The sequence below is a fragment of the Thalassospira sp. UBA1131 genome (assembly GCF_002311515.1).
Taxonomy (GTDB): domain Bacteria; phylum Pseudomonadota; class Alphaproteobacteria; order Rhodospirillales; family Thalassospiraceae; genus Thalassospira.
The window spans coordinates 1-19092 of the sequence record NZ_DCAO01000080.1 but is presented as its reverse complement, the minus strand read 5'-3'; the positions used below and the strand labels follow the sequence as shown (position 1 = coordinate 19092).

Genomic DNA, 19092 nt, shown 5'->3' with positions numbered 1-19092 from the left:
GGGTCGACCAACCATACCCTGCATCTGCCAGCCATGGCACGTGCGGCCGGGATCGAGCTTCGCTGGGATGATTTCGATGAACTTTCGCGCATTGTGCCGTTGCTTTGCCGTGTTTATCCGAACGGGCAGGCCGATGTGAACCACTTCCATGCGGCTGGCGGTATGGGCTTTGTGATTTCCGATCTGCTTAAGAACGGTATTTTGCACCCGGATCTTGAAACGATTCATAACGGTGGCATGGCGGCCTATGGCACCGAGCCGTATCTGGATAATGGCAAGCTTTCCTGGCGGGATGCGCCGGAAACCAGCCATGACGAAGAAATCCTGCGTCCGACCGAAAAGGCGTTCAGTGCCGATGGTGGCCTTCGTATGCTTTCGGGCAACCTTGGCCGTTCCGTGATCAAGGTTTCAGCTGTTAAGCCGGAAAACCGTGTGATCGAAGCGCCGGCGGCGGTGTTTACGTCGCAGGAAGAAATGATGGATGCCTTCAAGGAAGGCAAGCTGCATCGTGACGTCGTCTGTGTTGTCCGCTTCCAGGGCCCCAAAGCCAACGGCATGCCGGAACTGCACAAACTGACCCCGCCATTGGGTGTTCTGCAGGATCTTGGCTACAAGGTTGCCCTAGTGACCGATGGTCGTATGTCGGGTGCATCGGGCAAGGTCCCGGCCGCCATTCACGTGACGCCGGAAGGCATGATGAACGGTCCGATCGCCAAGGTTCAGGATGGCGATATCATCCGTCTTGATGCCGAAACCGGCGAATTGTTGCTCAATGTCACCGATGCCGAATTGGCCAAGCGTGACTTTGCGACCTTTGATCATAAGGCCGAACATCAGGATGGCTTTGGCCGCGAGATGTTTGGTGTCTTCCGCGAACATGTTGGTCTGGCTGAACTTGGTGCCTCTGCGGCCTTCCCGGGGGAGGCTGAAGTCGCGTAATGCAGCTGGTTGGTGATATTGGCGGGACCAATGCCCGCTTTGCCTGGCTGGATGAAGCTGGCGATCCCCACACACCCATGACATTGCCGGTGCGTGACTATGCCACCATCGGCGATGCCATGCGGGACTTCATGGCGAAAACCGATTGCACGGATTTGCGTGAATTTGCTGTGGCGGTGGCATGCCCCGCCATGGCCGATATAGTCAAGTTCACCAACAATCCGTGGGTGTTCTCGAAAGAAGCACTCAAGGCCGAATTCAATCTGGATCGGCTTGTTGTGGTCAATGACTTTACCGGTCTTGCCATGTCCGTGCCCTATCTGGGCGACGAAGACCTGATCACGCTGTTTGATGGTCCGGGCCGTCCGGGGCTTCCGCTTGCTGTGGTCGGGGCAGGGACCGGGCTTGGCGTCTCGGGGCTGCTGCCGCACGAAGGCAAATGGTTGCCCATACAGGGTGAAGGCGGGCATGTGTCGCTGCCCGCGATTGACGATCTGGATTACGAGATCGTCAAATTCCTCGGCCGTGAACTTGATCGTGTATCTGCCGAACGTGTGTTGTCGGGCATGGGGCTTGAGAACCTTTATCGGGCGCTTGCCGCGATTGAGGGGCTTGATGTCGAACCCAAAACAGCGGCCGAGATTGTCGATGGTGCCCTTAAGAACGGGGATGCCCTGTGTCTTAAGGTGCTGGAACGGTTTTGCATGTTCCTTGGCGGTGTTGCCGGGGATCTGGTTTTGACCCTCGGGGCCTTTGACGGGGTGTTTATTGGTGGCGGCATCGGTCCGCGCATTACCGAATTTATGAAGAAAAGCGCGCTCAAGGAGCGCATGATCGCCAAAGGGCGGTTCCGTGATTTGATGAATGATGTGCCGGTGCGCCTGATGACGGCGAAATACCCGGCCCTGATCGGTTGCGCCAAGATTTTAACGGCGTAATCGAAACCTGGAGGAAAGTTAATGAGCCTTTCATCGCGTGAAATTCTGTCCAAGGCACCGGTCGTTCCGGTTCTGGTGATCGAAGACGCCAACGATGCCGTGCCGCTGGCCAAGGCGCTTGTCGCTGGCGGTCTGCCGGTACTTGAAATCACCCTGCGCTCGTCCGCAGCCGAGGAAAGCATCAAGCGCATCATCGCCGAGGTGCCCGATGCGATTACCGGTGCCGGCACTGTGATCAATGCCAAACAGATGGAACGCATGGCCGAGATCGGCTGTGCCTTCGCCGTGTCGCCCGGCCATACCGAAGGTTTGCTGAAAGCGGCCAAAGATACAGGATGCCCGTTGCTTCCGGGTGCCGGGACGCCGTCGGAAATCATGAACCTGATTGATCATGGTTATGACACGCTGAAATTCTTCCCGGCAGAACAGCAGGGCGGTGTTTCGATGCTCAAAGCCATTTCCGGCCCGATCCCGCAGGTATCATTTTGTCCGACCGGTGGTGTGTCGCTTGCCAACCTTGCTGATTATCTGGCGCTGCCAAACATCATCACCGTCGGTGGTTCTTGGATTGCGCCCAAGGATGCGGTCAAGGCAGGCGACTGGGGCAAGATCACCAAACTTGCGCAGGAAGCAACAGACAAGGTCAAGGCGCTGCGCGGCTGAGATTTTTGGGCTCAGTAGCCAAAGCCGAAATGCGAAAAAGGGACCCGGTTGGGTCCCTTTTTTTAGGTCTTATGCAAGGATGGCTTAGTGATGCGTACCGGAACTTTTGCTGCGCGCTGCTGCAACGTCTTCGGCGGAGACAGCATTGGCATCATTTGACCAGCCTTGACGAACGAAGGTTGCCAGTTCAGCCGCCTCTTCATCCGACAGACGGTCGCCAAAGCCCGGCATTGCCAGACGGGCAGGACGTTTTTCGGTCGAAGGCATGCGGGCGCCATGCAGCATGACATCAAGTAAACCACCCGCTGTATCGGCGACAACCAGCGCATTGCCGTCAAGGGACGGGAAGACTTCTGGTGCACCCTTTCCATTTACGAAGTGGCAGGCATTACAGTTATCAAGATACAGACGCGCGCCAAGTGGCATCGAAGGATCGGCCGACGCCAGAAGTTTTTCTGTTTCGGTCGGTTCGTTTGATGAGGATGCATCCAATGTGGTTTTGTCTTCGCCACGGCCATTGATATGTCGCAGATACGTAACAATCGCATTCATATCTTCATCAGTTGCGTATTGAAGGGAGTCACCAACAACCTGGGTCATCTCGCCCGCAACGGCCGAATGGCTGTTACGACCGGTCCATAGATAGGCCGCAAGATCGTCATGGCTCCATTTTGCGGGGGCGGATTGCGGGCCATGCAGGCTCGGTGCCGGCCAGCCAGCAATGACACCACCAGCAAGATAGCGGTCGTCTTCGGCATTTTTACCAGCTTGGGCAAAAATCGTGCTGCGTGGGCTGTGACAGGCAGCGCAGTGACCCAAAGAATCGACCAGATAAGCTCCGCGATTAAGTACAGTATCATCATACAGATCTTCGTGACCTGCATCGCTAAGCGCCAGCCAGTTCCAAACGCGAATACCCCAGCGCTGATTGAACGGGAATCCAAGGTCGGTTTTGGGGGGCGCTTCGTTGACGGGTTCGACGTCGTGCATGAAATAGTCATACATCGCACGAATGTCTTCTTCGCTTAGCTTGCGATAGTTTTCATAAGGCATGGCCGGATACAGACGGGTGCCATCCGGTTCGATGCCGTCATAAAGACTGGCCCGGAAGTCATCGAGACTATAATTGCCAATGCCGTGTTCAGGGTCCGGGGTGATGTTTGTAGACCAGATCGTGCCAAACGGACTTTCTATCGGTCGGCCACCGGCGAAGGGTTTGCCGCCGTCAGCCGTGTGACATGCCATGCAATCACCCATGCGCATAGCATATTCACCATGCCCATTCGTGGTGGTGTAATCACCAGCCACATTGGTTTGTGGTGCGGTGCGTGACACCGGCAGGAATATGATCAGTCCAATCACGACAAGACCAACCACGGCAAGAGCCGCAAGGAATTTTACAAACTTTTTCATGGATTTGTCCCCGCTTTATACCAAGGGCCTTGGATTGGGCAGGTAATCCTTGCGGATTGCCTCAACCGCCCAATAGGCCAGCGCGCCAACCGTTCCGGTCGGGTTGTACTGAATGTTTTGCGGGAAGGCGTTGGCACCCATCACAAACACATTGTGGACATCCCAAGTCTGCAGGAACTTATTAAGTGCGGAGCTTTTCGGATCAGACCCCATAATCGCGCCGCCCACATTGTGGGTGGTCTGATAGGGGCGTACATCATACATAGCGCCTTCTTTCTTGAACGAAGACTGCATGATGTCGGGGTTCATGCTTTCGGCCAGCGGCTCGATCTTTGACTTCATGAACTGGGTCATCCGGATATCGTTGGATTTCCAGTTAAAGGTCATGCGCATTAACGGACGGCCATACTTGTCCTTGTAGGTCGGATCTAGGTCAAGATGGTTGGTGTGATAGGACATGTTCGATCCATGCGATCCGATTGCCATCGAATGGCCGTACCATTCCTTGATCGCGCTTTTCCAGCCCGCACCCCATTTCGGCGTGCCACCAGGCAGACGCATTGAGCGGATCGGCTGACCGTTAAAGGTGCCAGAGCTGATATAGCTGCCACCGATAAAGCCTTCAGCCCCGAAATCAATGCGGTTGATCGCAAAATCATCGATCACATGGCCGTTTGAACCGTTGCCGACAAACGGGTTGAAGTCGATATCCTTAAAGAACAGTGCCGTGCCGCCATTGGTCTGATAGGCATAGTTCTTGCCGATCACGCCGTCGCCCGTTGCCGGGTTATAGGCCTGACCGATCCCCGAAAGCAGCATCAAATGCACGTTATGCAACTGATAGGCAGCCAATATCACCATGTCTGCCGGCTGATAGACTTCTTCGCCATTGGCATCCATATAGGTGACGCCCTTGGCGGTTTTCCCGTCCGCTGCCAGTTCGATTTTCAGAACTTCGGCATTGGTGCGATATTCGAAATTTTCCTTGCGCTTAAGCGCATCAAGGATGCAAGTCTGTGGCGAAGATTTAGAATATTGGTAGCAGCCAAACCGTTCGCAGAAACCGCAGAAGTTACATGGGCCAAGCTGCATGCCATAAGGGTTGGTATAGGCCTTTGAGGCCACACCGGACGGACGCGGATAGGGATGGTAACCCATCTTGCGTGCTGCGTCGGCGAATTTGTTGGAATCAACCGTCTGCGGCAGAGGAGGCATTGGATAGTCGTTGGAACGCGGTGCCTCGAACGGGTTACCTCCTTCGCGGATTTCCCCCTTGAGGTTGCCCGCCTGACCCGCAATGCCGGCGACCTTTTCAAAGCGGTCGAAATAGGGTTCCAGTTCCTGATAGCTGATCCCCCAGTCCTGGATCGCCATTTCATCAGAAATAAGGTCCTTGCCGAAGTTTTGTTCGACATAGGATTTCAGTTGGAATTCTTCGGCCATCGGGCGGAATGTATGACCATTCCAGTGCATGCCGGCACCGCCGACACCATCGCCCGGGAGGAATGAGCCAAGATGACGATAAGGAAGGGCGGTTTCTGATTCCGAACGGCGCACGGTCACCGTCGAATTACGCGGCTTTTGCATAAAGCCATAGCGCACACCGTATTTCAGTTCGTCTGCAATTGCAGGATACTGAAAGTCTGGCACGGTGTCGCGGTCTCCACCGCGTTCGAGCGCAAGAACATCCAGTCCTTCATTGCAAAGTTCCATGCCAAGGATCGATCCGGTCCAGCCCAGGCCGACGATGACGACGTCGCGTTTCTTTTCTTTTCTTGCCATGATCAGCCTCTTTTCCCGGAAATATCGACAGGGCCCAGCGGGTATGGCTTTTCAATGCCAACCCATTCGCGGAAACTTGCGCGTGCGCCGGGGAAACCAATATGGTTCCAGGCCGCCATTTCATGGTTGCCGCCATACATCGGATCGGCGAAATAACCTTCCTTGGTGTTCTGCAAAAGCAGATCAAACAGATTGGCACCCTTGGTGTCAGCCAGTTCGATATCCCCCTTTTCTAGGGACGTCAGAACCGCGTCCTTGGTTTCTTTCTCGAGCTCGGCGAAAACAGCACCGTGGTTTTCTTTGCACCAAGTATTCAGCTCAGCAATCCCGGCACGATAGGCCTCTGCCGGTGTCAGCGGGGATTGATAGCCAAGAGCGGCCGGTGCATTTGGATCATGCGGACCTTCCATGTACCAGTCAGCGGCCTGTCCAAAGGACCCGACAAGCTGACGGTCGATAAAGATCGGCACGTGGGCATCAAGTGCGCCGGGGCCTTCTCCATCAGCCGGGATCAGGCGGTCGGTTGCTGCGACAATGAAGTCCCATTCCGCAGCGGTGAAATATTCGGGTTGGTAGTCGGACAGGTGGGGCGTGTCGGATTGGGCGATTGCACTGGCAGAGTATCCTGCTGACAGCATCGTCCCGACTGCACCGGCCTGCAGAAATCTGCGCCGGCTCAGCTTGAAGTTTTCTTCACTCATTTTTTTGCTCTCTCGTCTTTTCTCAGGATGAAAAAGAGTGCTGCAGTGGCGGCTAAGCAGGTCTTTTCCTGACATGATCCTGATTTGATAGAGCAATTCTACGCCCCCCGTTTAGCCATGCGTCAAGGCATGGCAGGGATGCGTTCGTTATGTTTTCAAAAGGGTTTTGCTTGGAAATCAGTCGTTTGCCTGCCTTGAGGCTTTGGTTTCCGAGTTACATGTGTATATTCAGATATTAAATTTCTATTGTCGCTTCCGAAGACAACTCCCTACGCAAAAATCGCAATAAGTTTATAATTATCTACGATAAAATCCTTTGAGTTGATAGGAGAATGAGAATTCTCAAAAGTGACTACGAGTCATTTTCGTGATGGTATAGGTGGCATTGTCCGTTGGCGATGCGTGTCTGTTCAATTGATGACGGACAAATAAAAGAAGGGACCCGTTTGGGTCCCTTCTTTATCAGGGTCGTCCATGCGGCGATATCGGTGCCGCGCCCGATCACGCCTTAGCGCGAAATGCGGTCAACATACCAGGTCGAACCGTTGAATTTGCGCTGCAGACCAAGGTCGGCAAGTTCAGCATGGCTCAGTGAATCCCAACCGTAGCTCGCGGCTTTGGGTGCACGTGCCTTACCGATCTTGTTGGCGATCTTGCTCAGAAGCGATCCGAACGGCATGCGTTTCGCGAACGGGTCGGTAGCAGCATTGAATTGCGGTGCAGCGGAAACCGTGTGTGCCATGATGGCCTCCTATGATCTACGGTTGATTTGCGTTTCGATGGGCGGAAAATGTCATATGCGAAATAAAACGGGAACTACTTTGTTTTGCATAGCTACTGTGCAAAAATGCACGACGATTTTGACAGATTCCAAGGGACCAAATAACGCCTATGAATTGGAATGATTTACGCTACTTCCTTGTTCTTGCGGAAGAAAATAGCCTGTCCGGTGCAGCGCGACGTTTGCGTAAAGAACATACCACCGTTGCGAGACGGATCGAGGCGCTCGAAAGTGATCTTGGCACAAAACTTTTTGACCGATTGCCACGTGGCTGGCAGCTGACATCAGCGGGTCGAAACCTTGTTCCTGTGGCCGAACGAGTCGAAGAAGAAGCCCTGACATTCGAGCGACAGGCAAAGGGCGATGAAGCCGCCCACGGGGTTGTACGCATTTCCGTGCCCCCGGTTGCCGGACGCGTATTGTTCGCGCCGCGCCTTGCTCGATTGCTCAAGGCGCACAAGGGACTCGAATTCGAAATCATTGGCGCGGCCAATATCGTCAATCTGGCGCGACGTGAAGCCGATGTCGCAGTACGCATGATTACGCCGCGCGAACCCGGCCTGATTACCCGCAAACTGGTTGAACTGGGCGTGGGGCTGTATGGCGGGGTTGGTTACAAGGACCGCGTGCCGGAAATGGATTGGGAATTCTGTGGTTATGAGGACACCACATATGGCGCATCCAAACGGGAATGGGTGCGCACGGTGCTTGACCGCGAATTGCCCTGTCGGTTCCGCGCTGATGACACCGAAACCGTCCGTCAGTTCATTGCCGCCGGCCATGGCGTTGGCGTTTTGCCGCGCTATTTTGGTGATCGCGATGATGAACTCGAACTGATCCACGCAGACGTCGAAGGGCGCAGTCGTGAAAGTGTGTGGATGGTGGTGCACCCGGATATGCGCCGATCGCCGGGCGTGCGTCTAGTGATGGATGCCCTGATCAAGGCGGCCAACAACATCGCCGAGGAATATCAGGTCTGAGCAGCAAACCGACATGCAAGGAGGCAACCCTACGCGTTGTTTTCTTTGAAATAAAATTGATCAGGTTGCTATCTGGCTGCGTAATGACTTATGGCTCGGGATCATGCGCGATCCCGTATTTGTTTCTTTCATACAGCCGCACTTGTGGCGGGGTGTATGCATGTGGCGGTGGGTATGACATCGACCCGGGATTTGGAAAACCTGCTGAGGCAGTCGATCGAAGGCAATACGGATGCCTTCGAACAGCTTTATAATGCAACATCAGCGAAACTTTTCGGCATCGTCCTGCGTATCTTGAGAAATCGCGCCGAGAGCGAGGACGCCCTTCAGGACATTTATGTGCGTATCTGGCAAAAGGCGGGGGATTTCGAGCCCGGTCGTGCCTCGATCATCACATGGATGGCAACCATTGCCCGCAACCGGGCGATTGATATCGTCCGGCGGCAACGCCCGGAAGCCGATATCGAGGATGCAGATATTGAAACGCTGATATCGTCGGACTCTGCATTTGACCAGATGGCAGTTGCAGACGAGATGCGGCAACTTGACCGTTGCCTGAACGATCTCGAAGACGACCGCCAGCAGATTGTAAAGCTGGCCTATCTCGAAGGCTGGTCACGTGCCGAACTGGCAGAACGCTTTGCCCAACCGGTCGGAACGATCAAGACATGGCTGCATCGCAGTCTGAGACAATTAAAGGAATGCCTGGGAACATGACGGACCGGGATGATATTGACATGTTGGCGGCGGAATATGTGTTGGGGACTCTTGAGCCCGCGCAACGCCAATCCATTGAGACACGTCGCAGCCAGGAACCCGAACTTGATCGCGCGATTTCCGACTGGGAAGCGCGCCTGTCGCCGCTAAATGCCCATTATGATGCGGTTGCCCCGTCGAGCGATCTGTTTGCCGGTATTCGTGCCCGGATCGAAGGTGCCGCACAGGCCACGCGCCAAGCCACCAGCCAACACGTGCCGGGTGTGGTGGAATTCGCCAAACTCAAACGTCGACTGGCCGTTTGGCGTGCCGGTGCGCTGGGGGCGGCGGCGATTGCGGCCAGTCTGATTGTGGTTGTGCTTTCAGGTGATCTGAATTCCCCGGTCCAGAACGGACAGTTTGTTGCCGTCTTCCATCGCGATGACACCCAACCGGCCTTTGTCATGAGTGTTGATCTTGAAACCCGTGAAGTCACCATTCGCCCGGTCGAGGCAACCGTACCCGAAGGCAAGACCTATCAGCTCTGGATCGTGACGGAGGAAACCGGGCCGAAGCCAAAATCGCTGGGCCTGCTTGAAAACATCGCCAATCCGACAACCAAACAGCTTGGCGGATTTGATCCCGCCATGTTGCGCAATGCAACGTTTGGCATCAGCTTGGAGCCCGAAGGCGGTTCACCAACTGGTCAGCCAACCGGTCCTGCGATCCATGGGCGCCTTATTTCCGTCGCTCAGTAAAAAAATCAAAAAAAATCACCTTTGCTGAAACCCGATTGATTTGGCTGCGTAGCTTCTGTGTGTGCGATGAAACGCATGACATGAGCGAGCGCAGAAAACAGCGCGTTCCAGATCAAAAGCAAAGGAGACTTCACATGACCTTCAAAGCCAAAGCAACGGCAAAAGCAACCGGCGTGATCACGGCAATGATGCTGAGTGCCGGTTTTGTATTCGGTGGTGCCGGTGCGGCAAACGCAATGGGTCCGATGGTCGAAGCCATGGATCAAGATGTTTCGGCTGGGGTGGTGACCGCATCGAAAATCATGGCAGGCGAAAACGGCTGGCTGGTTGTCCATCGCACTAACAGCGATATGAAGCCGGGACCGGTCGTTGGCTATGCACCGCTTAAAAAGGGTGAAAACATGGATGTATCCGCCATCCTGCAGGAACCGGTCAAGTCCGGCGAAATGTTGATGCTGATGGTGCATTCCGAAGCCGGTGGCATGAAAACGGGTGTCTTCGAATACACCCTCGGGGCCAAGGAAGACGGCCCGATCAAGCCGGACGGGAAACTGGTGATGAAAGTTGTATCTGCCCAGTAAAGCAGAGACCGTCTTGCCCAAATAGACGAGATCGTTTTCAGCCCGCAAGTGTCCCCTTGCGGGCTGTTTTTATGTCCGGCGTCCTGTTGGCAAAAACAGCTAATACCGTTATCGACAAACTCAAGTCCGAGCAATTTCAGACTATGAACAAAAGGCCCCCGCATTGCAGGGGCCTTTGTCTGCCTTAAGGGAGGCATTGACCAACTTGGCAATAGTCGTATTCCCAAGTTAGCAGCATCAAAGCGTGTCGATTGCCAACGGTTCTGTTTGGAGCCGGGGCCGCTTTGATGTTCGGGGGGCGGTATTGAAGAAAATCAATACCAGTCGCGTGTTGCGTATCCGTCACGTGTGCGTTCAAGACCGATGTCACGCAGTTGATAATCGCTGAGCTTATCCAGTGCATTCCGACCCTGATAGTGCTTGTATGCGGTAATCAGTGTATCGAGTATCGTCGGGATGATCGCATGCAAACCCTCGGTGGTGTGGCGGCGCGAGGCAGGGGAACTGGGGCTTTGTGCGCGTATCTCCGACGATGACGTGTTCGACAGGGGACCAACGACGGGATGACATTTGATATGGTTTAAGGCAGCCATTTTGATGCTCCTTGATCGTGTGGGCTTTGTGATGTCGACAAGGTTGCCATGCGCAAAAACACAAATGAATTCCGATAAAATGCGCTACAGTTGTGCAGATTTGCGCAATGGCGAAGCATCGTTTTCGGCGTTACGCAGGCTATCTATTTCTAAAAGCCGTGCCGGGATGGAGCCAATGAACTGGAATGATTTGCGTTTCTTTGTTGCGGTGGCAAAGGAAGGAACCTTGTCCGGTGCGGCAAGGTGTCTTGGCAAGGATCACACAACGGTTTCGCGAAGGATCGAGGCCCTTGAAGCCGATCTTGGCGCACATCTGTTTGATCGTCTGGCTACGGGCTGGAAACTGACCGAGGCTGGCGAAAATCTTATGCCTGCAGCGTTGCAGGTTGAATGCAACGTTCTCGTGTTCGAACGTCAGGCGCACGGGGAGGGAACAGCCCATGGTGTTGTCAAAATCGCCGTTCCGCCAAGTGCCGGACGATTGCTGTTTGCGCCGCGATTGGCGGAGTTGCTCCGAGATCAGAAAAATCTTGAATATGAAATATTGGCATCAAGCGTCGTTGCCAATCTGGCACGGCGTGAAGCGGACGTTGCTGTGCGCATGGTACGTCCTGATCAAAGTGGCCTGATTGTCCGAAAGCTGGTCGAGTTACGTTATGCGGTTTACGCGGCAAAGGGCTATACAGAGTGTGTCCCCAAGGAAAAATGGGAATTTTGTGCTGATGGTCGCAACACATTTGGTGATTATCAGCAAGGCTGGGTTTGGGATACGCTGGATAAAGAATTGCCAGTACGCATAAAGGCCGACGATACCGCAACGGTGCAGGCCTTTGTTGCCGCCGGTCACGGACTGGGTTTGTTGCCGAGATATATGGCAGATGAAGATGACCGACTGGAAGTGGTGGCGGATGACAGTCTGGCCGAACTTAGCAAACCGGTCTGGTTGGTGGTGCATCCTGATATGCGGCGTTCGCCCGGTGTCCGCATGGTGATGGATGCCCTGATCAAGGCGTCAGACAGCATCCCGGCGGCCTATAAATCCTGATTACAACCAACCAAGCTGTCGTGCCGACGCCAGCAACAGCATCACACCAAACAGGGTAATGATTGCAGCCCCGGTAAAGCCGACCGTGCGGCGAATGATACCCGAGGATGTTTCTGAAACGCTGAACAGATGCTGTGTGCCTGTGCGAATGCCGATGGCGGCCAGTCCGATCAGGCTGATGGTAATCGCGACCCCAAGCGCCATAGCAAAGGCAGCACCAATCCCGATCAGAAACATGCCATTGGCCAAGGTAAACAGCAGCACAAGGATCGATCCGGTGCAGGGGCGCAATCCTGCGACAACTCCGGTTGAGATCATCTGCCAGTTGGATTGAACAGCCGAGGCATCGTGATGGGTGAGGTGGTGGTCATGGTCATGGTCGCGGTCGTGACTATGATCATGTGCATGATGGTGATGATGCACGCCCGGTCCGTGGTGATCACAACAATCATCGCGGCCTTGCAGGATGCGAAGCGCCATCACTGCGCCCAAGGCGGTAATCAGGGCGTATGAAACCGCCTCCATGATCAGGCCGTTCTTGGTGACCGCTGCCGGGCCCAGATTAAGGATCAGGGTCAGTCCACCGACCATGACGATGGCCGAAACCGCTTGAACGGTGGCAATCAGGCTGCCCATCGCCACACCCTGTTTCCATCCGGCATCGCGCGACAGGAAATAGGTGGTGGTAATCATCTTGCCATGACCGGGGCCCGCGGCGTGAAAAACGCCATAGCCAAACGACAGGGCAATAATGACAAGGCCCGGCCAGAAGCTGTCACCGTCCTTGGCTTCGCGGAGCGTGGCGGTGATTTCACGGTTGAGTTTGGTCTGAATGATCACCGTCTGGCCAATAAGGTCTGAAAGCCAGTCGGGCAGGGCAATCAGGCTGTCTTCTGCGTTATCGGCATCCGGATTGGGCGCAGGACTGCTTTGGGTGCTATCAGCTGCCCCGCGACCCAGAAGGTTTGATGATTGTGCGGCTGCCGGATTATTCGACGAGAACGAAATCGCCAGGAGCAAGGCCGCCAGAACTGCTGCTATCTGCCACCTTGGCCGCGCAAACAACATCGGCACGGATTGGCGCGACCAGGTCAAAATAGATGCGGTTCTTTTCATCTTCGCTCATCTCGAAATGGCAGGACAGGTTTTTGGCCCCCGCAAACAGGACGGGATCGACCTGTGTGTAGGCGACATCGATATAGTATTCGGCATCATAGACCGACAGGCTGATGGCATCCTTGATCGGATCAAGCGGTGTTTCGAGCATCAGCTTGAAGTCATAGCTTACCCGGCGGTCATCGGTGATATCGGCAACAAAATCAGTCGCACCGGCAAAGGATACCAGTTCTTCGTTCTTGCGCAGATGTGTCAGCCAGGAAAACTCGGAAAGGGCTGCAAAGGCATTGTCGTGTACGGCGGTGTTTTCTTCGTCAAAGAACCGGGTGTCGTGGTTTTTGTCGAACTCGTCGATCATGGTCATGCTAAACAGATCGTCAAACAGCCAGCGCACGCGAATGGCGGTAATCTTGTCGTTCTCAAAAACGAATTCGGCATTCGCGTCGATCCAGACATGTGGATGCGCAAATGCCGAAGGGGCGGTTGCCAGCATCGTCATGCAGGCAACCAAAATCATTGCGGTGCGCTTACGAAGCGTCGCCAAGGCAATCGACAAGTGCGTCGACATTTTGTGCGAGAATTTCCTGATAGGCAGTCGGTCCCGCAGCAATGTCAAAGCCAAGCGGGTCAAGCGTGCCGGTCCGGATGCCAGTGTCAGACACGACGGCCTGAACGATTGCCGGGCGGAATTGCGGTTCGGCAAATATGCAGACAGCGCCGGTATCATGGATTTTGTCTTCGATTTCATGAAGGCGTTTGGCTCCGGGCTTTTGATCTGGCGAAACTGTAATCGATCCGACCGCGTTCAGGCCAAGGCCGGCTTCGAGATACTGATAGGCATCATGGAAGACCACATAGGGCTTGTCCTGGACCGGTGCAACTTTTGCCCGAAGATCATTACCAAGGTTGGTCAGGCTTGCAAGTAGTGTCTGCAGGTTTGCGCGATAGTCGTCGGCATGTTCCGGATCAATTTCGGCCAGTTCATCGGCGATGGCAATCGCGATGGTCGCGCCATTGGCCGGATCCATCCAGATATGCGTGTCGATACCGTCATGTTCGTGATGTTCGACGCCATCATGATGGTCGTCATCATCATCATCATGTTTTTCATGTTCGGCCACATGGTCGTGATCATGATCATCATGTGCCGCCTGATCGTGTTCGGCTTCGTGGTCATGATCATGTTCATCATCGTGGGCATGGTCGTTATGATCGTCATGCTCCTCATGATCATCATGCATGTCGGCTTCATGATCATGCATGTGACCTTCCCACGTGCCGCCTTCGCGCATATTGCGCAGTGACAGTTGCGACAGGGAAACCAGTTCAAGCTGATGGCTATGGCCAGAAAGGCTTTCAAGCGGCTTTTCAAGGAAGCCTTCCAGCGCATGCGAAACATAGATCACCAGATCGGCATCGTTCAGCGCACGCGCCTCACTCGGCCGCAAAGAATAGGTATGTGGTGAAGACGCGCCATCGATCAGCAAAACCGGCTCCCCGATATCCTTCATAATCGCGCTGGTGATGCCGTGGATTGGCTTGATGGAGGTCACGACTTTCGGGGCATCGTCGCCATGGGCGGCCGCGGTCAGCGGGGCGGCAACAAGGATCGGGGCGGCAAAAAGAACGTTACGGAGGGCTCGGCGCAAGGAAGGCATGTGGTTGATCCGGTTTGCAGTGGGTTTGATATTCGATATGTGTTGTTATGATATAACATAACAAATCGTCAAGCGGAAACGACCAGGGCAGGCAAAATGAAGGCTGCTGATCAGTGGTTTCTATGAAACTCAATTCTGATTCAGGTGTTTTCATACCAGAAGGGGTGTTTCCAGACGCAACAATCCCCACCTGAAACAACAAAGGTAAGCTTCTGATACTTCGGGGAATAGTGGCAGGCGGAATGTTTTCATTTTTCAGATGTTTGTGCGGGTTGGTTGTCCTTCCCCTGATGCTGGTGCGGCCGGTTGCTGCCGAAACACTTACACTGCCCTTGCCGGCGGGTCGCGAAACGCATTTTGCCTTTGAGTCCGGTTTGCTTGAACTGGCATTGCAATACGCGCCCGGTGATCACAGCCTTGAAGTTATTTCCCTGGAAGGTCTGTCGCAAAAGCGGATGTTCAACATGCTTGATGATGGTCAGGTCAATGTTCTCCTTGCCGGGTATAGCCGTGAAGCTGAGGCTGATTTGCTGCAAATCGATTATCCCCTGACCAAGGGGTTGCAGGGATATCGGCTATTCATCACCCGTGAGGACACATTTGAAGCACTTGATGACGTGGCAAACCAGGATGATTTGAAAAGTGTCTGCATCGGGTCCGGGAACTCCTGGGTTGATACCCTCATTCTCGAACATGCTGGTCTTTGTGTGGTTGGTGGGCCGGGGCACAATCTTTATACCATGCTCGAAAACGGGCGGTTCGATGTCATGCACCTGGCACTTCATGAGCTCAGAACAAAGAGCGTCATGAACCTGATCAGTCAACATGGCCTGATGGTCTATCAGAACCTGTTGGTGCGCTATCCGTATGATTTCTATTTTTATGTTCGCCGCGACAGCAAACCCCTTCATGACCTGATCGAACAAGGGTTTCAGGCGGCGACAGAAAACGGCGCGATCGACAAATATTTTCAGGCACATCCCGGAATTGCCTACGCAACCCGGTTCCTGCAAGACCATCCAGATTTGCGGATAATTGATCTTGGTAACCCGGAAATGACAGAGCATAACAGCGCCGACATTCACCGGTACTGGCTGGAAAATTAAACCAATTAAAGATCATTGCCTGATCCAAATAAGATTATTCCGTTTTGAGAACGAAAAATCTGCATATGCAGTAAATCAGATATCGTGTTGATAAATATCGGATTTACATCTGATCCCGGGGTTCATAGCCAAAGTCATCATCATAATTGCGGCGCACGATATTTTCCCAAAGTGCGGGGTCAATGTCGCGCGACTTTTGGCTCATATCCGGATTTTCAATCTGGATAATCTGGGTGTCAGGATCCTTCAGGGTTTCGAGCGCCTGACGAATATGCGGGTTCGACAAGAAGTGTCGCATGAAGTCGCCAGTGCTATAGGCCCGCGAAAGTCCCTGCGTCAAAATCGCATGCAGTCGTTCATTATTGCGGTTCACGTAAATGAACAGATCAAACGGATACGCCAGAACCGGTGACGGGCTGAGAACGACGTTGGGATATTCCCGGCTGATAACATCAATTTCGCGATAGCCCTCGTGCACCGCACGGCTGAGAAGATCAAATCTTTTATTGGCGACCATCGGCCAAAGCTGATCACGCGGTGCGCGATCAACGCAAAACCCACTTTTCTCCATGATGCTGGCATCCGGCCAATCTGACCCGGTGCCAATGCAGAATTTTTTCAATTCTTCCAGAGAAGCTGCCTGACTAAGAGCCGGGATGTTTTCCTTATGCGTGATGAAAGCACGATATCCCAGCAAGCCTCGTGTCATCGGAACGTCAACTTGCAAGAACATTGCTTCGCGCTCGAGGCTGTAACCGGTGAACATGACATCCACCTTTTCCTCTTGCATCATTGAGCTGATGCGCGCCTGTGTCATGCCTTCGAATTCTTCGATCACAAGCCGAAAGTCGCCGTCGGCGTGGTCAAGGGCAAGCTCGATAACACCGAACTCGTATTTGAAAAACTCAACCGCACCGGTCGGGAAGGCCATGCGCACGATTTCGTCGCCCCGTGCGGGTGGGGCGGTAAATGAAAACATGACGGCAGATATCAGCAATACCCAAAAGCGGTTTTGCAATCTGTTGCTCCTAGAGCCCGCGAAGAAATAAGCATGGCAACCATCAATTGATATTGTGTCTTGCCGATGCCTTTGAAAGGGTCACGGTCGCCAGATCGCGAACAAAGCTAGGCTTGGTTTCAATTAGGAAGTCTTGTAATGGCTTAGTTCCCCGCAGGCACGCCAAAGGCGCGCGCCAATTACGATGACTGTTGTCCTCCTGAGTCAGGCGGCAGAAGTTTTTTGTGTTTTCGGTGCAAGCCAGCGCCACGCCATGAGCGTGGTGGCCAGCAACACAGCACTTACCTGCACGACAAAAACCATCTGATAGGCGGCTGTGACGCCAAGCCCTGCCAGTTTTGAAATCTGGAACGTGATTTCAAGGATCTCGATCCCGACTTCTGTACCAAACATGATGACAAATGCCGGGGCCAGCGTGATCAGCTTGTTACCATTGGCCGACGCGATCACAGCACTAACCACAATTGTCGTGGCAATCCCGATCCCGATGCTTGAAAGCATCTTGGTCCAATAGAACAGGGCCGCATCCGTTGCCGGGTAGGGGTAAAAGATCGTCGCAACCGATGAAACGATCAGACATGGAATGGCAAGCAGCCAAAGTCGTTCGCGCCAGACCGGATTACGTGCAATCAAGGCCCCGGCGGCAAACACCATGATCACCTGACTGGCCGCGCCAAGGGTCGCGCGATCGTCAATCAATTCTGACGAGCACAGATGCCGCACAAGATATGCAGTGTCGTAAACACCGGTGGTCGGAATTTCGAGGATGAATAACACCACCAAAAGGAAAATCGCATCAGATGGCAATTTGGTGTCGTGCGGCACTGCCGATTTCATACTGAAATACAAAACGGCCGACAAAACAAGGAAAGCCGACATCAGGCCAAGCCCCGTCAGGCTTTCAACACCAAGGAAGCTGTTGGCGGTTGTCCATGCTTCAAAAATGATGACGACCGAAAGAAACAGGCCGATCAGTTTCCAGTTGGGGGCCTGTTTTGTGCCGGTATTGCCGGTGGTTGTTGGCGCGGTAGCCCCGTCAGCGGTGCCCATCACCATCGGCATGATCAACAAGAACAGGATCGGCATCACGGCCAGGATCAGAAAGTAATTTCCGGTGCCGACATCGAAGGCGACATATTTAACCAGCTGTGGCGCAATCAGAAACGCCATCGGCTGGGCGGCCGTCCACACCGTTGTCAGCATCGATTTTTCGCGATCCGTCTTGGCCTGGCTGATCGCAAGCTGTGCCAGCGGGGCAAAGAACGAAATCGCAAAGCCACCCATGCAGAAGCTGGCCAGAACAATGACTTCACGTACTGAAAGGGCCGGGTCCCAGTGCATGGTAAGGCCAACGGCGGCATAGCTGGCACTGGCAAGGATGGCGGTGGCAAGGCAGACCTTGCGCGCAGTGTGACTGTTGATCACAAAGGGCGCGATGGCGAGTGCCATCACGGCACCACCAATCAGGACTTCAATCAGGATATCGGTGCGTTCAACCGAGATGTTCAGGAAGCTTGCAAACTCACCCTGGGAGACGGAAACGGTCATTGTTGCGACAGACCGCATTCCGTTGCCCAGAAGAACGAACAGGGCAAGAAGCCCTGTTTCAATCAGGATCAGTTGTTTGAGTGGTGTATTCATTTGGTCAATGCATCGGCCATATGATCAGCCGCACGGATCGCCAGTGCGGCAATGGTCAAGGACGGGGCATTGACCGGTGTTGTTACATGCGAACTTGATCCCAGAATATAAAGATTGCTGTGATCATGCGCGACAAGATCCGCATTCACGACCGATGTGTTCGGGTCCGAGCCCATGATCGTGGTTCCACCAATAATCGCATTCGACAGATACGGTTTATCGGTTTGCATGTCTGCCACACCAAGGGTGGCAAAGATCTTGCGATTGACCTCGAGCGCATTTGCCAATCCCTTTTTGGTGTAGTCATCAAGGGTAAAGGTCACTTTCGGTCTTGGTATGCCCGAACTGTCCTTTTCATCGGCAAGCTCCACCCGATTGTTCCAGTTCGCCAAAACCTCGGCCGAGCTGTTTAAACGCAGATGTCGGGAAATCTGATCATTGATTGCATTGGCCAGTTCCTGACCAACCATGCCCTTTTTAATCAGATCTTTTGCCAGATTGGTGGCATCGGAATTGCCCGACCAGCCATCATTCATGAAGCTGGTGCCAACGGCGGCATAATCGGATCGGAACTCACCATCACGCAGTTCCACCAGACCACCGGTCTGCTGTGGGCCGCGATAGGGGAAGATTTGCTCATCAAGCATGCCCCAGCTGTCCTGGTTGGCTTGCGTCAAAAGGTT

General features: G+C 53.9%; 20 protein-coding genes. 9 read left to right on the top strand and 11 right to left on the bottom strand.

Annotated features, from left to right (window positions below; genetic code table 11):
* From B3Z49_RS12200 to B3Z49_RS12190, 3 genes are all read left to right on the top strand, one after another.
* A partial coding sequence (locus B3Z49_RS12200; RefSeq protein WP_296991167.1) for a dihydroxy-acid dehydratase occupies positions 1-939 on the top strand: 939 nt, incomplete at its 5' end.
* Positions 939-1877: a glucokinase gene (gene glk / locus B3Z49_RS12195; protein WP_296991164.1), complete on the top strand. Its 939-nt coding sequence runs from the start codon at positions 939-941 to the stop codon at positions 1875-1877. The genes B3Z49_RS12200 and glk, both read left to right, overlap by 1 nt.
* Before the next feature lie 21 nt (positions 1878-1898).
* On the top strand, positions 1899-2540 hold the full coding sequence (locus B3Z49_RS12190) for a bifunctional 4-hydroxy-2-oxoglutarate aldolase/2-dehydro-3-deoxy-phosphogluconate aldolase (protein ID WP_287445822.1): 642 nt from the start codon (positions 1899-1901) through the stop codon (positions 2538-2540).
* A gap of 84 nt (positions 2541-2624) precedes the next feature.
* Here the strand turns inward: B3Z49_RS12190 and B3Z49_RS12185 are convergent, their stop codons facing one another.
* The 4 genes from B3Z49_RS12185 to B3Z49_RS12170 all read right to left on the bottom strand — a co-directional run bounded on the left by B3Z49_RS12185 (position 2625) and on the right by B3Z49_RS12170 (position 7178).
* Entirely contained in the window at positions 2625-3953 is a 1329-nt protein-coding gene (locus B3Z49_RS12185; RefSeq protein ID WP_296991158.1) for a cytochrome c, read from the bottom strand.
* Between the two features lie 15 nt (positions 3954-3968).
* The gene (locus B3Z49_RS12180) at positions 3969-5735 is read right to left on the bottom strand and encodes a GMC family oxidoreductase (RefSeq protein ID WP_296991156.1); all 1767 of its coding nucleotides are present in this window, start codon (positions 5733-5735) and stop codon (positions 3969-3971) included.
* Positions 5736-5737: 2 nt separating this feature from the next.
* Positions 5738-6436: a gluconate 2-dehydrogenase subunit 3 family protein gene (locus tag B3Z49_RS12175; protein ID WP_296991154.1), complete on the bottom strand. Its 699-nt coding sequence runs from the start codon at positions 6434-6436 to the stop codon at positions 5738-5740.
* Positions 6437-6944: 508 nt separating this feature from the next.
* A complete protein-coding gene (locus B3Z49_RS12170) occupies positions 6945-7178 on the bottom strand; it encodes a hypothetical protein (RefSeq protein ID WP_063090204.1) in 234 nt (77 codons plus the stop codon).
* 149 nt (positions 7179-7327) lie between these two features.
* Between B3Z49_RS12170 and B3Z49_RS12165 the strand changes: the two genes are divergently transcribed.
* The 4 genes from B3Z49_RS12165 (at position 7328) to B3Z49_RS12150 (ending at position 10232) form a co-directional block, all read left to right on the top strand.
* Positions 7328-8197: a LysR family transcriptional regulator gene (locus tag B3Z49_RS12165; RefSeq protein WP_008892128.1), complete on the top strand. Its 870-nt coding sequence runs from the start codon at positions 7328-7330 to the stop codon at positions 8195-8197.
* 174 nt (positions 8198-8371) lie between these two features.
* Entirely contained in the window at positions 8372-8914 is a 543-nt protein-coding gene (locus B3Z49_RS12160; RefSeq protein WP_063090442.1) for a sigma-70 family RNA polymerase sigma factor, read from the top strand.
* A complete protein-coding gene (locus tag B3Z49_RS12155; protein ID WP_296991145.1) occupies positions 8911-9651 on the top strand; it encodes an anti-sigma factor in 741 nt (246 codons plus the stop codon). The genes B3Z49_RS12160 and B3Z49_RS12155 overlap by 4 nt, the downstream gene beginning before the upstream one ends.
* 134 nt (positions 9652-9785) lie before the next feature.
* Positions 9786-10232, top strand: coding sequence for a DUF7282 domain-containing protein (locus tag B3Z49_RS12150; protein ID WP_008892125.1), 447 nt, complete (start codon positions 9786-9788; stop codon positions 10230-10232).
* 314 nt (positions 10233-10546) lie between these two features.
* On the opposite strand, the gene B3Z49_RS12145 is transcribed toward B3Z49_RS12150, so the two are convergent.
* On the bottom strand, positions 10547-10825 hold the full coding sequence (locus tag B3Z49_RS12145) for a DUF1127 domain-containing protein (protein WP_296991138.1): 279 nt from the start codon (positions 10823-10825) through the stop codon (positions 10547-10549).
* A gap of 175 nt (positions 10826-11000) precedes the next feature.
* On the opposite strand from B3Z49_RS12145, the gene B3Z49_RS12140 reads away from it, so the two are divergent.
* Entirely contained in the window at positions 11001-11870 is an 870-nt protein-coding gene (locus B3Z49_RS12140; protein ID WP_296991135.1) for a LysR family transcriptional regulator, read from the top strand.
* Here the strand turns inward: B3Z49_RS12140 and B3Z49_RS12135 are convergent, their stop codons facing one another.
* The 3 genes from B3Z49_RS12135 to B3Z49_RS12125 are packed head-to-tail and all read right to left on the bottom strand — an operon-like array spanning position 11871 to position 14644.
* Positions 11871-12890 carry a nickel/cobalt transporter gene (locus B3Z49_RS12135; protein ID WP_296991132.1) on the bottom strand — a complete coding sequence of 340 codons (1020 nt, stop codon included), beginning with the start codon at positions 12888-12890 and terminating at the stop codon, positions 11871-11873. It lies immediately after the preceding gene.
* The gene (locus tag B3Z49_RS12130) at positions 12859-13554 is read right to left on the bottom strand and encodes a DUF1007 family protein (protein ID WP_296991130.1); all 696 of its coding nucleotides are present in this window, start codon (positions 13552-13554) and stop codon (positions 12859-12861) included. Before B3Z49_RS12130 ends, B3Z49_RS12135 begins: the two co-directional genes overlap by 32 nt.
* Entirely contained in the window at positions 13514-14644 is a 1131-nt protein-coding gene (locus B3Z49_RS12125) for a zinc ABC transporter substrate-binding protein (RefSeq protein ID WP_296991127.1), read from the bottom strand. The genes B3Z49_RS12130 and B3Z49_RS12125 overlap by 41 nt, the downstream gene beginning before the upstream one ends.
* A 242-nt stretch (positions 14645-14886) precedes the next feature.
* On the opposite strand from B3Z49_RS12125, the gene B3Z49_RS12120 reads away from it, so the two are divergent.
* A complete protein-coding gene (locus tag B3Z49_RS12120; protein WP_296991124.1) occupies positions 14887-15750 on the top strand; it encodes a hypothetical protein in 864 nt (287 codons plus the stop codon).
* A gap of 103 nt (positions 15751-15853) precedes the next feature.
* Here the strand turns inward: B3Z49_RS12120 and B3Z49_RS12115 are convergent, their stop codons facing one another.
* From B3Z49_RS12115 to B3Z49_RS12105, 3 genes are all read right to left on the bottom strand, one after another.
* Positions 15854-16768, bottom strand: a complete 915-nt coding sequence (locus B3Z49_RS12115) for a hypothetical protein (RefSeq protein ID WP_296991121.1) — start codon at positions 16766-16768, stop codon at positions 15854-15856.
* A 204-nt stretch (positions 16769-16972) separates the two neighbouring features.
* Complete coding sequence (locus B3Z49_RS12110; RefSeq protein ID WP_296991117.1) at positions 16973-18409, bottom strand: hypothetical protein; 1437 nt, start codon at positions 18407-18409, stop codon at positions 16973-16975.
* The coding region (locus B3Z49_RS12105) for a GMC oxidoreductase (RefSeq protein ID WP_296991114.1) at positions 18406-19092 on the bottom strand (687 nt) is incomplete at its 5' end. The genes B3Z49_RS12110 and B3Z49_RS12105, both read right to left, overlap by 4 nt.